The following is a 13368-nucleotide window of genomic DNA, read 5'->3' on the forward strand; positions in this document are numbered from 1 at the left end:
CGGGTACCTTTGCCTCGTGATCACCGCGTGGGCCGAGCGACCCGGGGCCCGTACCTTCGTCCACGGCCAGGCCCGCGCGGTGGCGGCTCCAGGCCTCTCGCGCCGCGATCGACTCGCGGTCTCCGGGCCCCCGGCCGACGCGGCCCAAGTGGTACGCACAGCGCTGGCCGAGTTGGGCCCCACCTATCGTCCGATCGGGACCGCTTCGCTGATCGCAGCGCTGGTGGACGCGATCCCCTCGCTCGAGCTGATCACCGAGTTCGGCTGGATGTGGACCTCTACCCCGGTGTCTCGTTTTGGGGGCGGCTGGCTCGCGCCCTCGTCTTTCTCCGAGGTCTCCGGTCTGCTCAACGCCCACTTTCCCGACTCGTACGCGCAGCCCGGCGTACCGGGCGTCGCCCGTTGGGCGGGTTCGCGGTCGGCCGAGGGAACGCTGGCCGCCGTCGCAGCCGACGCCTGGTCCTCCGAGCGCATCGGGTTCGTCGCCGGAGTCGCCACCGATCCGGCGTACCGGGGACGAGGGCACGCGGCCGCCGCCTGCGCTCTCATCATCAACGATCTGCTTCGCGACCATGAAGCCGTAGCCCTCATCGTCGACGGCTGGAACACCGCAGCCGTCGCGCTCTACCACCGCCTGGGAATGCGCTACGAGGCCGTGGCCGCCGCCCGCGTGAAGTAGCGTCGAGATCGTGGCAGAAGAGACCTTCCGCTCGATCGAGATCGAGCGCACCAGCTTGGGCAAGTACACCGCTCGCAACGTCCGGGGCGGCGAGATCAGCGTCGGCCACGGTGGCGACGACCCCGACTTCACCCCGGTCGAGCTGCTGCTCACCGCCATCGCCGGGTGCACGGCGATCGACGTCGACCTCGTGGTGAGCCGCCGCGGCGAGCCCGTCGAGTTTCGCGTACGCGGGACTGGGGACAAGATCCGTGACGAGACGGGCGGCAACCGGATGACGAACCTCGCCGTGGAGTTCTCCGTACGCTTCCCGGAAGGCCCCGAAGGCGACGCCGCCCGGCAGATGCTGCCCCGCCTCGTGCAGATGTCGCACGACCGGCTCTGCACGGTCTCACGCACTGTCGAGCTGGGCTCTCCGGTCACGACGACGATCTCCTAGAAATTTTCTTCGCCGGGTGTCGTATCCGCCCGCACTCGTTCGACGCATGGGTGTAAGCGCACTTCACCGCGTAACTCGCTAGAGGAGAAGACGATGACGCAGAAGATCACTCCGATGCTCTGGTTCGACAACGACGCCGAGGAAGCAGCCGAGTTCTACGTCGGCCTGTTCCCCGACTCGCGCATCCTGGAGGTCTCCCGCTACGGCGAAGGTATGCCGAAGCCGGCCGGAACCGCGATGGTGGTCAACTTCGAGATCGCCGGCCAGCGCTACCAGGCGCTCAACGGCGGACCCGAGTTCAAGTTCACCGAAGCGGTCTCGTTCGTCGTGGACTGCGCCGACCAGAAGGAAGTCGACTACTACTGGTACGCCATGACGGCCGACGGCGGCGAGGAAAGCCAGTGCGGCTGGCTCAAGGACAAGTTCGGCGTCTCGTGGCAGATCATTCCGCAGCAGTTCGCGAGCCTGGTCAACGGCCCGGATCCGGCCGGAGCCCAGCGCGCCACCCAGGCGATGTTCGGTATGCAGAAGCTCGATGTTCAGGCGCTGCAGGACGCGTACGACGGTAAGTCCTGACGCTCCGCTCACGCGTGTGGCGCCCGGCTGACGCCGGGCGCCACACGCGTGTACGGAATCCGGCGAGGTGAGATGTGTGGGCACGGCTGGGTTCGAACCAGCGACCCTCCGCTTGTAAGGCGGATGCTCTTCCGCTGAGCTACGCGCCCGTCCGCAGGCGCGCTCGCCCGAGGAACCTGGGAAGTCTAACCGATCGGCGTGATCTTGCGCGAACGCCGTTCGCACGGGCGGGCGGGTTGCGTTGATTCACATCCCGATCCGTGTCGCTGGGGAGCCCGAATTTGACACGAACCGGGATGTGGATCAACGTTCGTCCGCCGAGCGCTAAAGCGCAGCGAGCGCCTTGAGCCACTCCTCAGGGTCGCGAGGCGTACCGGGTTCGTTGACGGCGGCGTACCGGATGATGCCGTCGATGTCGACCACGAAGGTGCCGCGGTCGGCGTACCCCTTGGCGGAGTTGAACACCCCGTACGCCTGGGCCACCGCACCGTGTGGCCAGAAGTCGGCCAGCAGCGGGAATTCGTAGCCTTGCTCGGTGGCCCAGACTTTGTGGGCGTACGCCGAGTCGACGCTCACCGTCAGCACCTCGGCGAGTTCGGTGAAGTCGTCGAGGCGATCCCGGAGCGCGCCGAGTTCGCCTTGGCAGTGGCCGCTGAAGGCGAGCGGGTAGAAGACCAGCAGAACGGTGCGGTGCCCACGGAACGTGGACAACTGCACTTCCTCGTTATTCTGGTCTTTCAGGATGAAATCGGGCGCTACCGAGCCCACGTCCAGCGGACCCGCCATGGCAACTCCTCACAAGGCAGGGAAACCCACACGGAAGACCTAACGCTTCGAGCGCGCCGCCTTCGGCGCGACGAGACGGGCCGCGCCCCAGTCCTTGCCGGCGCTCAGCGTCGTGGTCTGGGCGAGTCCGGCGGTCGGCGCGGACTCACTGATGTCACTGGGTTCGACGTGACCGTCTCGGCCGGCCTTCGGGGTCAGCAACCAGACCACCCCGTTGTCGGCCAGCGGAGTCAGGGCGTCGACCAGCAGGTCGACCAGATCCCCGTCGCCGTCGCGGTACCACAGCAGCACCGCGTCGACCACCTCGTCGGTGTCCTCGTCGACCAGCTCCCCGCAGCGGTCAATCAGCGCGTCACGGAGATCGTGGTCGACGTCTTCGTCGTAACCCATCTCCATGACCACCATGTCCGGCTCCACACCGAACCGGTCCGCCAGGCTGCGTACGCCATCAGCGGCCTGACCAGCGGTCGCGCTCACGTTAGAGTGCCTCCCTTTCGACTTCGCCTGTCCATTCTGACGGGCCGACCGGCAATGCACCGGTCAACGGGTAGTTCACACAGTTCTAGCTCCTTGCGCAAGTGGCGCACCGATCGGGGCGGGGACAAACTCACACGGCGAGCAGGCTACGCGCGGCTGACATGATCATGTCTTCGTTCACCAGGACGGTCTTCGCGGCCGGTCCGAGCGGGATGTAGGTGTCGGCGGCGGCCACCCGGCGTACTGCGCCGACGTATCCGGCGTCGACCAGGGCAGCGAGGACGCCCTCCGCCACGCCCCCCGAACGACGGGTCTCGTCGACGATCAGGACTCGGCCGGTCGCCGCCGCTTCGCGTACCACATCTGCTTCGGGAAGAGGCGACAACCAGCGCAGGTCGACCACCCGCGTGCCCACCCCCTGGGCCGCGAGCTGGGCCGCGACCCGCAGCGACATGCGCAGGCCGTTGCCGAACGTGATGATCGTGAGCGCGTCGGCGTCGCCGACCCCGTAGGTCCGGGCGCGGCCGATCGGAACGTGCGTCGCGCCCCAGCGGTTGGGCGGCGGGTAGTCGGCGAGCCACTGACCGTCACCGGACTCGTAGAGATCGCGCGTGTGATAGAGCGCGATGGGCTCGACGAAGGCGCTGACCGTGCCGTCCGCCTGCGCAGCAGCGAGGCAGGTACGCAGCATCGCGGCGGCGTCGTCGGCGCGAGCCGGGCAGGCCACGACCAGGCCCGGGATGTCGCGCAGGACAGCCAGTGAGTTGTCGTTGTGGAAGTGCCCGCCGAACCCCTCCTGGTACGCGAGCCCGGCGATGCGGACGACCATCGGATTGCGATAGCGACCGGTCGAGAAGAACGACATGCTCGCTGCCTCGCCGCGCAGCTGGTCCTCCGCGTTGTGCAGGTACGCCAGGTACTGGATCTCGGGAACGGGCAGCAGGCCGCCGAGCCCCGCGCCGTTGGCGAGCCCGAGGATGGTGGTCTCGTCGAGGAGCGTGTCGAAAACCCGACTCGGGCCGAACTTCTCGCGCAGGCCCTTGGTGACCCCGTAGACGCCGCCCTTGGCCGCCACGTCCTCGCCGAACAGGACGACCGAGGGGTTGGTGACCAGGGCGTCCGCGAGCGTCGCATTGATGGCCTGGGCCAGCGTCACCGGGCCGTTCGGTCCGGGCCCGCGTTTGACCGACAGCGGCCCCGCCGCGCGCTCGCCGGACTCGGACACCACCCGCGCCACTCGCAACGGCCGGCGCGGAGCCAGCGGCGCGCTCACCTCGGCCGCCGTCCCCAGCTTCGGCTCGACCATGACCTCCTCGGCCGTTTTGCGTACCTGCCAGCCGATCTCGTCGTAGCGGGCCAGCAGCTCCTCCGGGGTGGCCAGGCCCGAGGCCACCAATCGGGCCGCGGTCAGCAGCAACGGATCGCGGTCGGCGTCCGCCTCGATCTCGCGCGCCGTCCGATAGCCGAGCTCCGCGTCCGCGCCCGCGTGGCCCATGAGGCGTACCGTGCGCAGGTGGAGCAACGCCGGTCGCCGGTGGCGGCGTACCCAGTCGGCCGCCTCGCGCGCCGCAGCGTAGGCCTCGGCCAGGTCGGTGCCGTCGGCTTGGGAGTACCGCAGGCCCGGCTTCGACCGCAGGCTCGCCTCGACCCAGCCCAGCGGCGACTTCACGCTGATCCCGATCCCGTTGTCCTCGCAGACGAACAGCACCGGCAGCTTCAGGCCACTGTGGTCACACCAGCCGGCCGCGTTGAACGCGGTCTGCGCCGACGCGTGGTTCACCGACGCGTCGCCGAACGAACACACCACCACCGCGTCGGTCGGCCAGGCGCCGAGACTGCCCGCCACGTGCGGTTCCAGCTCCGATGATCCGACTGGTACGCGAGCCGCAGCGGTCTTCTTCCGCTGAGTGGCCGACGCAGCGCGGGCGCGCTCGATCGCGTACCCGATGCCGACCGCTCTCGGCAGATGCGACGCGATCGTGGAAGTTGTCGGGACGACGTTGAGCCCGCGGTTGCCGAACACCTTGTGCCGCCCGCCCGCGATGGGTTCGGCCGAAGAGGCGACGATCCCCCGCAGAACGTCCCGGACTGGGTCGACGCCGGAATCCTCCGGCTGCCCCGCGCGTACGCAGTAGAACGCGCCGGACCGGTAGTGCAGCAGCGCCGGGTCGCTGTAGCGCAGCGCCTCGGCGACCGCGGCGTTGCCCTCGTGGCCGGACGATCCGATCGTGTAGTACCCCTCGCCGAATCCCCGCAGCCAGCGGGCGGCCAGATCCAGGTGCCGGCTGGTCATCTGCGCGTCGAACAGCCGCAGCGCCCGATCCGGCGCCAGGTCGCCCCAGCCGGCCGTGGGCTCCGCCGGAACGGGCAGGGTCGCGACCGTCTTCCGGAACCGCTCGTCGAGATCTTGAGGAGTCGTCACGTTCGCCAGCATCGCGCACCGATGCGACATCAGCCAGTCACCGACCGGTCCGGGCATAGGATCTCAAGGTGCGGAGTATGGAGCAGACCGACCAAGCGCCCATTACCCGAGCCGACGTCGGCTTCCGATCGGACCGCGGCCCGCTGCTCATCTCCCTGATGCTGTCCATCGGCCTGGTGGCGATCGACTCCACCGTCATCGCCACCGCCGTGCCCTCGGTCGTCGAGAGCCTCGGCGGGTTCCACCAATTCCCCTGGCTGTTCTCGGTCTACCTGCTCGCGCAGGCCGTCACCGTGCCCATCTACGGCAAGCTCGCCGACCTGTTCGGCCGCAAGCCCATGATGCTGCTCGGCATCGGGTTCTTCCTGGCCGGCTCGATCCTCTGCGGCTTCGCCTGGTCCATGCTCGCGTTGATCGTCTTCCGCGCCGTGCAGGGTCTGGGCGCCGGCGCGATCCAGCCGATGAGCATGACGATCGTCGGCGACGTCTACACGACCGCCGAGCGCGGCAAGGTCCAGGGCTACATCGCCAGCGTGTGGGCCGTTTCCTCGGTGGTCGGGCCGACCCTCGGCGGCGTCTTCTCCCAGTTCGCCACCTGGCGGTGGATCTTCTTCATCAACATCCCGCTGTGCCTGCTCGCCGCCTTCATGCTCATGCGCAACCTCCGCGAAGACGTGGTACGCCGCAAGCCCGTCCTCGACTATCGGGGCGCAGTCCTCCTCACCACCGGCGTCACGCTGCTGATTCTCGGCCTGCTCGAAGGCGGCGAGGCCTGGTCCTGGACGTCCTGGGCCGGGATCGGCGTACCAGCGGCCGGGTTGGCGCTGCTCATCGCGTTCGTGCTGGTCGAACGCCGGGCGGCCGAACCGGTGGTGCCGCTGTGGGTGTTCCGGCGGCGGATTCTCCTGACCGGCAGTCTCGTCTCGGCCGGAGTCGGCATGGTCCTCTTCGGACTGACCTCCTACGTGCCCGCCTACGTGCAGGGCGTGCTCGGGACAGGGCCGCTCGTCGCGGGCTTCGCGCTGGCCACGTTCACCCTCGGCTGGCCGCTCGCCGCGTCGCAGTCCGGGCGGGCGTACATGCGGTTCGGGTTCCGCACGACGGCGATCATCGGCAGTTCGGTGGCGATCGCCGGGTGCCTGCTGACCACCTTTCTCGGTACGCATACCCCGGTGTGGGTCGTGGGGGCGGTCTGCTTCGTCGTCGGCCTCGGCATGGGCTGGACGGCCGCCCCGACGCTCATCGCCGCGCAGGCGACCGTCGGCTGGTCGGAGCGCGGGGTGGTGACCGCCGCCAACATGTTCTCCCGCTCGGTCGGCGGCGCGGTCGGTGTTGCGTTGTTCGGCGCGATCGCCAACTTCGCGCTGCCGGATCTCGCCCGCGCGTCCAGCCACGTCTTCATCTCGGTCGCCGTGATCGCGATCCTCATGGGCGCTGCGGTGGTGGCGATGCCGCGTACGCCGGTCGCCGCTCAGTAGCGCTCCACCTCTCCGTGCGACACGGACGTCCTGATTCTGGTGATATGCCGGAATTGGCGGCAGGATGAACTCCGTGAAGCGCTTGAGCCTGCTCGCCTGCACCTGGCTGCTCATCGGCCTCGCCACGCCGGCTCAGGCGGAATCGGCCGACCCCGTCCTCGTCGGCGCGGGTGACATCGCCGCCTGCGGGAGCGGCTCCGTGCGTACGGCGAAACTCCTGGACGCCATCCCGGGCACGGTGTTCACCCTGGGCGACAACGTCTACCCGGACGGCAGCGCGCGCAACTTCGACCGCTGCTACGACCCGACCTGGGGCCGCCATCGCGACCGGACCCGGCCGACCGTCGGCAACCACGACTACCGCACCGACGGCGCGTGGCCGTACTTCGCGTACTTCGGCGCGAGCGCGGGCGATCCCGACCTCGGCTACTACTCCTACGACCTCGGCAGCTGGCACGTCGTCGTGGTCAACTCCAACTGCGACCAGGTCGACTGCGACGCCCAGCTGCGCTGGCTGGACGCCGATCTCACCGCGAGCAAGGCGAAGTGCACCGTCTCGATGTGGCACCACCCGCTCTACACCTCGGGACTGGACCACCATCCCGCCAAGTGGATGCGCCCGTTCTTCGAGACCCTGTACGCACACGGCGTCGAGCTGAACCTGAGCGGCCACAACCACAACTACGAGCGGTTCCAGCCGCTGGACGGGGACGGGAACGTCGACCTCGACCGGGGTGTGCTGCCGATCGTGGTGGGCACCGGCGGCGCTTCGCACTACGGCTTCGGCCGCGTACGCCCGCACTCGCTCGTGCAGAACGACGACACCTACGGCGTACTGAAGCTGACCCTGCGTTCCGACGCGTACGCCTTCGAGTTCGTGCCGGTGGCCGGCAAGACGTTCACCGACTCCGGCACCGGAACCTGCCACTGACGGCTTGCCCGGGCGGCTACAGTGCACGGGATGAGCGCCGTCGAGATCGCCGCCCCGATCACCGCCGTCACCGTCTTCCCCGACCAGGCCCGGATCACCCGGTCGGGCTCCACCGCCCTGCGTACCGGTGAGCAGCAGGTCTCGATCGGGCCGCTGCCGCTCGGACTGCTCCGGGACTCGATCCGGGTGACCGGACGCGGCCCGGCGACCGTTCTCGGGGTCGACCTCGTCACCCGGCGGGCCGCCGAACCCGACGACGAACTCGTCACGGCGTTGACCGACCAGATGCGGGAGATCGACGGGCAGATCGCGGCGCTCGCCGACGCCGATCAGGTCGCCACCGCGCGGGTCGCCTTCCTCGAGCGGCTGGCGATGCGTACGGCCAGCGCGTTGTCCACCGCGGAGATGGAGCGCGTGGGCACCTTCGCGGACGGGCTGGACGCGCAGCACACCGAGGTCCTGAAGGCGCGGCGCGAGCGCGAGCGGCAGCGCGAGGATCTGCTCAAGCGCCGGGCGGCCGTGGAGCGCCGGCTGAGCGATCTACGCGGCCGCCGTCAGCCCGACCGCCTGCTGGCCGTCGTCACGCTGACCGCCGACGAGGAAGGCGAAGCCGACCTCGACCTGAGCTACGTCGTGCACGGCGCGAGTTGGACCAGCAGCTTCGACCTGCGGCTGACCGGCGAACGGCTCGACCTGAGCTGGTACGCCCTGGTCACCCAGCAGACCGGCGAGGACTGGCCGGAGTGCGACCTGCGCCTGTCGACCGCCCGACCGGCTGGTGCGCTCGCGGTGCCCGAGCTTGATCCCTGGTACGTCGACGTCCTGCGGCCTCGGCCGGTGGCGGCCCCCGGTGCCTACGCCATGGCCGCCGAAATGAGCGACATGGCAGTGGGCGCCGCCATGCCGCGTTCCCCGGCCGCCGCTCCGGCGGCGCAGGTGATGGCCAAGCGGGCAGCAGCTCCGCCCATGATGGAGGCGTACGCCTCGGTCGAGCAGGGTCCGGTCGCGGCCACCTACCGTCCACAAAGGCCGATCGCAGTGCCCGCCGACGGAACCGGCCACCGGACCGTCATCGGCACCTTCGAGATGCAGGCCCGCCTCGACTACGTGACCGCCCCGGTGACGGCGGAGGAAGCAGTGCTCCGCGCGACCGTCGTCAACTCGACGACGCATACGCTGCCACCCGGCCGGGCCTCGCTGTTCCACGACGGGGACTTCGTCGGCGCGACTTCTCTGGAACCGTGGGCCCCGGAGGAGGAGCGCGAACTCGCCCTGGGCGTCGACGACCGCGTACGCGTGGAGCGGGAGCTCACCAAGCGCAGCGCCTCGAAGGCCACCCTGGGCAGCAGCCGACGGACCGAGACGGAGTACGAGATCCGGGTGGCCAACCACACCGACCGCCCGATCACGGTCACCGTCCTCGACCAGGTCCCCATCTCCCGGGACGGCGCGATCACAGTGAAGGACACGATCGCCGAACCCGCTCCGGCCGAGCGCTCCGAACTGGGCGTCCTCACCTGGAAACTGGCCCTGGCTGCCCAGGGAGCGGCGAAGATCCGGCTCGGCGTACGGGTCGAGGCAGCGAAGGGTGTCGAGATCGCCGGCTGGCGGGACTAGTTGCCGCTCTGCGCGATCTTCATCAACACGAAGAAGACGGCGACGATCACGAGCAGCATGATGAACGCCTGCCGCGAGTGGGAGATGTAGAGCCCGAAGGCCGCTTTCCGGGCGGCCTTCGCCTTCGGCACGCCACCCTTGGCCCCCTTCCAGGTGTTCTTCGCCGCGCCCATACGCACCCAGCGAGCACCCATCAGCAGACCGAGGCCGAGACCCAACGCGACGAAGACGACCGCACCCTCCTTCATGGACACGAAGGTAACGGTGCGCTCACCCGGCGTATATCGGACGATTGTGCTATTGCGTTCCGCCCGGGACTTCGAGGCGCTCAGCCGGGCCACTTGCCGGTGACCGCCCGGAAGCTCTGCGCGCCACCCCGGTCGACGGCCGCCTTGACGACGGCGAAAATCGCGCCCTGAAGCGCGGCCGCGATCAGGATCTCCGGCCATTCACTGCGTTCGTCGGTCGCCCGCGGCGCGTCCGGTTCGCCGGAGGCCAGTTTCCAGACCTGCTTGAACGCAATACCGGCGAGTACGCCCGCCAGCGCACCGCCGATCAGGCCCACCGGCTTGTACATGATCTTGTTCGCGTTCATGTACTCCTCCTTCCCTGTTGATCTAGGCGAGAAACGGTCGCCGGGGCAGCCATTTCTCGCCTAGATCGACTGGTCGCCCACCGAGGAGGGCGAGGACGACGCGAGCGCCGCCAACGCGTCACCCGTCACCCGATAGGGCACCCACTCGGTCAACGCAGTAGCGCCGAGCGACTCGTAGAAGGAACGAGCGGGGTTCCAGTCGAGCACCCACCATTCGAGGCGGGCGTACCCGCGCTCGACGCAGAGGCGCGCGAGCTCGCGGAGCAGCGCCTTGCCGTAGCCGCCGCCGCGGGCGGTTGGGCGTACGTAGAGGTCTTCGAGGTAGATGCCGTGCACGCCGCGCCACGTGGAGAAGTTCAGGAACCAGATCGCGTAGCCGACGACGTCACCGGCGGGAGAAACTGCGACGTGCGCGTACACGGCCGGCGAAGGACCGAACAGAGCGGCGGAAAGCTGAGCGACAGTGGCGACGGCTTCCGCAGGAGCCTTCTCAAAGAGAGCCAACTCGGCGATCATCGCGTGGATCGCCGGGACGTCGGCTGGGTTTGCCGGGCGGATCACGGGTTCACCGCCTGCTCTGTCAGGACTCCGTCCAGCACCGTTACGGCGTACCCCTGAAGAATCACGCGCGAACCGCGGAGCTCGACGCGGACCTGGCCGGAGCGTGGCGAGGCTTGGAGGCCGACCAGCGAGGTCGCGCCGAATCGCGCGCCCCAGAACGGCCCGAGTGCGGTATGCGCGCTGCCGGTGACCGGATCTTCCGGGATGCCCACGCCGGGGCAGAAGACGCGCGAGACGAAGTCCTGGCCGGAGCCGGGTTCGGCCGGGGCGGTGACGATGACGCAGCGGGCGCCGAGCTCGGCGAGGCCGGCGAGATTCGGGCGCAGTTCGCGGACGGTGAGGGCGGATGGCAGCTCGACCAGCAGGTCGCCGAGGTCGCCGGTGTGGTAGACGCCAAGCGGCGCGACGCCAAGCGAGTCTACAAGCGACGGTGGCGGTTCGGTGACGGTCGTGGGACTGGCCGGGAAGTCCATGGTGATCAGGCCGTCCCCGCTTACGCTCGTCAGAAGTGAACCGCTCAGCGTGTCGAATTGCGCCTCGTCGGCCAGGCCGTCCTGGTGGAGCGCGTGTGCGGTCGCCAGCGTGGCGTGCCCGCACATCGCGACCTCGGTGGCCGGGGTGAACCAGCGCAGTCCCCACTGCTCGCCGAGCGGCCGGGTGAAGGCCGTCTCCGCGCAGTTCAGCTCGGCCGCGACCCGCTGCATCCAGCCTTCGTCCGGCCAGTCGCCGACGGGCAGCACACACACGCCCGCCTGGTTGCCCCGGAACGCCTTCTCGGTGAAGGCGTCGATGATCCTGATCCGCATGAAGCGAAGTTATCGGACCGCGGTCAGGACGGCGAAGACCACCACGTTGTCTTGATACTCGCCGCCCGCGAACGGCCCGCCACAGGTCACCAACCTCAGCTCCGCGCGCCGGGCCAGGCCATAGATGTCGCCGCTCGGGAAGGCGTCCTTATGGTATGCGCGGACGGCCTCCACGGTGAACACGGCGGTACGCCGATCGGCCCGGTCGACGGTGACTTCTGCGCCGACGGGCAGCCGGCCGAGGTCGTAGAAGACGGCGGGACCGGCCGGGGCGGCGTCGACGTGGCCGAGCAGGACTGCCGCGCCCACCTCGCCGGGAGCGGGCCCGTGGTTGTACCAGCCGACGACCATGGGCGCGGAGAGCGGCGGGACCTGGACTTCGCCGGCGTCGTCGACCCCGACCGGGGTCACGTCGGCGTCCACCGAGATGGCCGGGATGGCGAGCTTGACCGGCTCGGAGCGGTCGAGTCCGCCGTCTGCGCCCTGGACGCCGCCGATCAGGCCGTGTGTCACCGACACCGGTGGTTCGGGTCCCAAGGTGGCCCAGCCGAGCAGCACGATTCCGGCGATGCCGGCCGTGATCAGGATGGGCTCGGGAATCCTGATCTTCCCGAGTCTTCCCAGGAATTTAGGGAGCTTGACGCGCATCTCCTCGCCGCCTTGTCAGCACCAGACCGGCCGCGGCGCTCACGGCCAGGACGACACCGGCGAGGGCGACACCCCGCTGCGTACCGCCGGAAGCCGTGGAACCGTCGCCTGTGGTCGGAGCGCCGTTGGGCGCCACGACGAGGTTTCCGGTGCCGGCCTCCCCGGTACTGCACCACACCTTGAGCTGGTAGGTGCCGGGCAGGGTCGAGTCGGGGACGGTGACCTCGGCGGCGTACGCGCCGGGGCCGGACGAGTCGGGTGCGCGCTTCATGCCGATCTGCGACGAACCGCCGATCGATTCCGCGCTGAGCGTCGCGCCGGTCGCGTCAGTGCCACAACCTGCGATGACGGTGGTGGTGCCACCGGGTCGGACGGTCTCCGGAGAAACCGTCACGGTCGCAGTGGCTGTACCAGCCGCAGAAAACGCGGTGCCAGCCGCGGCGAACGCGGGTGTCGCTATCAGTAGCCCCGTGACCAGCGAACTGGCGGCCACTGCGAGCAAGCGGCGCATGACTTCAGGTTAGCTAGGATCTGGGGGTGGCGTATGTGATCTCGGTGAATCTGGGCGTACGGCGGGAGACGGAGGCGTCGGAGGTCGGCGTCACCGGCATCGACAAACGGCCGGTAGCCGAACCGGTGTACGTACAGGACCCGGGTCCTCGGGACACCGGGCTGGGCAGCGGGCTCACCGGCGACGTCGTCTGCGACCGCCGCCACCACGGCGGTGACATCCAGGCGGTTTACGCGTACGCCCGGGAGGACCTCGACTGGTGGTCCGGTGAACTGGGCCGGGAGCTGCCGGGCGGCTGCTTCGGGGAGAACCTGACCACTTCGGGGATCGACCTGACGGGCGCCCTCATGGGCGAGCGCTGGCGCGTCGGCGACGAACTCCTGCTGGAGGTCACCGATCCCCGCATCCCCTGTGGCACCTTCGCCGCTTGGATGGCCGAGCAGGGCTGGGTGAAGACGTTCACGCGGACGGCCCGGCCGGGTGCGTACCTGCGCGTCCTGTCGCCTGGGACGATCCGGGCCGGTGACCCGATCGAGGTCGTCCACCGGCCCGACGACGGGGTCACGATGGGCGAGGCGTTCCGCGCGGTCACCCTCGAACCGGCGTTGCTGACCCGGCTGCTGACCGCCGACGGAGTCACCGAGGGGTTCCGGGACAAGGCTCGCCGACGGCTCACGGGCTGATCATTTTCGGTTCGAGGCCACTCATTTCCGCCGCGAGGCCGCGTTATGCCGGATAGCGCGGCCTCCCGCGCGCTCGGGTTCAAGGGGTCGTTGCAACACCGGGTTTCGGGTAGGGGTTCAAGAGTAGGTCGTTGAGGGCCTCGGCTGGGGTTTTCCAGT

At 69.4% G+C, this 13368-nt stretch carries 16 protein-coding genes and 1 tRNA gene; 7 read left to right on the plus strand and 10 right to left on the minus strand.

The features are described 5' to 3' along the window. Positions 1-16 precede the first annotated feature (16 nt). From HOV77_RS33380 to HOV77_RS33390, 3 genes are all read left to right on the plus strand, one after another. Entirely contained in the window at positions 17-679 is a 663-nt protein-coding gene (locus HOV77_RS33380) for a GNAT family N-acetyltransferase (RefSeq protein ID WP_290869949.1), read from the plus strand. A gap of 10 nt (positions 680-689) precedes the next feature. After that, positions 690-1118: an OsmC family protein gene (locus tag HOV77_RS33385; RefSeq protein WP_290869952.1), complete on the plus strand. Its 429-nt coding sequence runs from the start codon at positions 690-692 to the stop codon at positions 1116-1118. Between the two features lie 93 nt (positions 1119-1211). After that, positions 1212-1694 (plus strand): VOC family protein, encoded by a 483-nt coding sequence (locus HOV77_RS33390; protein WP_290869955.1) that lies wholly within the window; start codon positions 1212-1214, stop codon positions 1692-1694. A 77-nt stretch (positions 1695-1771) separates the two neighbouring features. Here HOV77_RS33390 and HOV77_RS33395 read toward each other — a convergent pair. The 4 genes from HOV77_RS33395 to HOV77_RS33410 form a co-directional block, all read right to left on the minus strand. Beyond that, positions 1772-1843, minus strand: a tRNA-Val gene (locus HOV77_RS33395). Between the two features lie 175 nt (positions 1844-2018). Next, the gene (locus HOV77_RS33400) at positions 2019-2480 is read right to left on the minus strand and encodes a peroxiredoxin (protein ID WP_290869958.1); all 462 of its coding nucleotides are present in this window, start codon (positions 2478-2480) and stop codon (positions 2019-2021) included. Positions 2481-2519: 39 nt separating this feature from the next. Next, positions 2520-2957, minus strand: coding sequence for a DUF3052 domain-containing protein (locus HOV77_RS33405; protein ID WP_290869961.1), 438 nt, complete (start codon positions 2955-2957; stop codon positions 2520-2522). Between the two features lie 130 nt (positions 2958-3087). Then, the gene (locus tag HOV77_RS33410; RefSeq protein ID WP_290870009.1) at positions 3088-5391 is read right to left on the minus strand and encodes a thiamine pyrophosphate-dependent enzyme; all 2304 of its coding nucleotides are present in this window, start codon (positions 5389-5391) and stop codon (positions 3088-3090) included. A gap of 65 nt (positions 5392-5456) precedes the next feature. Between HOV77_RS33410 and HOV77_RS33415 the strand changes: the two genes are divergently transcribed. From HOV77_RS33415 to HOV77_RS33425, 3 genes are all read left to right on the plus strand, one after another. Beyond that, positions 5457-6857, plus strand: a complete 1401-nt coding sequence (locus tag HOV77_RS33415) for an MDR family MFS transporter (RefSeq protein ID WP_290869964.1) — start codon at positions 5457-5459, stop codon at positions 6855-6857. Between the two features lie 73 nt (positions 6858-6930). After that, on the plus strand, positions 6931-7788 hold the full coding sequence (locus tag HOV77_RS33420; RefSeq protein ID WP_290869967.1) for a metallophosphoesterase: 858 nt from the start codon (positions 6931-6933) through the stop codon (positions 7786-7788). 30 nt (positions 7789-7818) lie between these two features. Further along, complete coding sequence (locus HOV77_RS33425) at positions 7819-9405, plus strand: DUF4139 domain-containing protein (RefSeq protein ID WP_290869970.1); 1587 nt, start codon at positions 7819-7821, stop codon at positions 9403-9405. Here the strand turns inward: HOV77_RS33425 and HOV77_RS33430 are convergent. From HOV77_RS33430 to HOV77_RS33455, 6 genes are all read right to left on the minus strand, one after another. Continuing rightward, positions 9402-9653: a hypothetical protein gene (locus HOV77_RS33430; protein ID WP_290869973.1), complete on the minus strand. Its 252-nt coding sequence runs from the start codon at positions 9651-9653 to the stop codon at positions 9402-9404. The two genes, HOV77_RS33425 and HOV77_RS33430, sit on opposite strands and share 4 nt — an antisense overlap. 80 nt (positions 9654-9733) lie before the next feature. Continuing rightward, the gene (locus tag HOV77_RS33435) at positions 9734-10000 is read right to left on the minus strand and encodes a DUF4235 domain-containing protein (protein ID WP_290869974.1); all 267 of its coding nucleotides are present in this window, start codon (positions 9998-10000) and stop codon (positions 9734-9736) included. A gap of 60 nt (positions 10001-10060) precedes the next feature. Then, positions 10061-10561, minus strand: a complete 501-nt coding sequence (locus tag HOV77_RS33440; protein ID WP_290869976.1) for a GNAT family N-acetyltransferase — start codon at positions 10559-10561, stop codon at positions 10061-10063. Continuing rightward, positions 10558-11367 carry a PhzF family phenazine biosynthesis protein gene (locus HOV77_RS33445; RefSeq protein ID WP_290869978.1) on the minus strand — a complete coding sequence of 270 codons (810 nt, stop codon included), beginning with the start codon at positions 11365-11367 and terminating at the stop codon, positions 10558-10560. Before HOV77_RS33445 ends, HOV77_RS33440 begins: the two co-directional genes overlap by 4 nt. Before the next feature lie 9 nt (positions 11368-11376). Beyond that, entirely contained in the window at positions 11377-12015 is a 639-nt protein-coding gene (locus HOV77_RS33450; protein WP_290869981.1) for a class F sortase, read from the minus strand. Continuing rightward, on the minus strand, positions 11996-12526 hold the full coding sequence (locus HOV77_RS33455) for a hypothetical protein (protein WP_290869983.1): 531 nt from the start codon (positions 12524-12526) through the stop codon (positions 11996-11998). Before HOV77_RS33455 ends, HOV77_RS33450 begins: the two co-directional genes overlap by 20 nt. Before the next feature lie 26 nt (positions 12527-12552). Between HOV77_RS33455 and HOV77_RS33460 the strand changes: the two genes are divergently transcribed. Further along, on the plus strand, positions 12553-13209 hold the full coding sequence (locus HOV77_RS33460) for an MOSC domain-containing protein (protein WP_290869986.1): 657 nt from the start codon (positions 12553-12555) through the stop codon (positions 13207-13209). Positions 13210-13368 lie beyond the last annotated feature (159 nt).

Source organism: Hamadaea sp. (assembly GCF_013362815.1).
Taxonomy (GTDB): Bacteria; Actinomycetota; Actinomycetes; order Mycobacteriales; family Micromonosporaceae; genus Hamadaea.

Excerpts from the sequence above, each read along its gene's own strand:
- HOV77_RS33455 (WP_290869983.1), bottom strand. The coding sequence starts at position 12,526 with ATGCGCCGCTTGCTCGCAGTGGCCGCCAGTTCGCTGGTCACGGGGCTA.
- HOV77_RS33445 (WP_290869978.1), bottom strand. The coding sequence starts at position 11,367 with ATGCGGATCAGGATCATCGACGCCTTCACCGAGAAGGCGTTCCGGGGC.
- HOV77_RS33415 (WP_290869964.1), top strand. The coding sequence starts at position 5,457 with ATGGAGCAGACCGACCAAGCGCCCATTACCCGAGCCGACGTCGGCTTC.
- HOV77_RS33450 (WP_290869981.1), bottom strand. The coding sequence starts at position 12,015 with ATGCGCGTCAAGCTCCCTAAATTCCTGGGAAGACTCGGGAAGATCAGG.
- HOV77_RS33425 (WP_290869970.1), top strand. The coding sequence starts at position 7,819 with ATGAGCGCCGTCGAGATCGCCGCCCCGATCACCGCCGTCACCGTCTTC.
- HOV77_RS33390 (WP_290869955.1), top strand. The coding sequence starts at position 1,212 with ATGACGCAGAAGATCACTCCGATGCTCTGGTTCGACAACGACGCCGAG.
- HOV77_RS33410 (WP_290870009.1), bottom strand. The coding sequence starts at position 5,391 with ATGCTGGCGAACGTGACGACTCCTCAAGATCTCGACGAGCGGTTCCGG.
- HOV77_RS33435 (WP_290869974.1), bottom strand. The coding sequence starts at position 10,000 with ATGAACGCGAACAAGATCATGTACAAGCCGGTGGGCCTGATCGGCGGT.
- HOV77_RS33400 (WP_290869958.1), bottom strand. The coding sequence starts at position 2,480 with ATGGCGGGTCCGCTGGACGTGGGCTCGGTAGCGCCCGATTTCATCCTG.
- HOV77_RS33430 (WP_290869973.1), bottom strand. The coding sequence starts at position 9,653 with ATGAAGGAGGGTGCGGTCGTCTTCGTCGCGTTGGGTCTCGGCCTCGGT.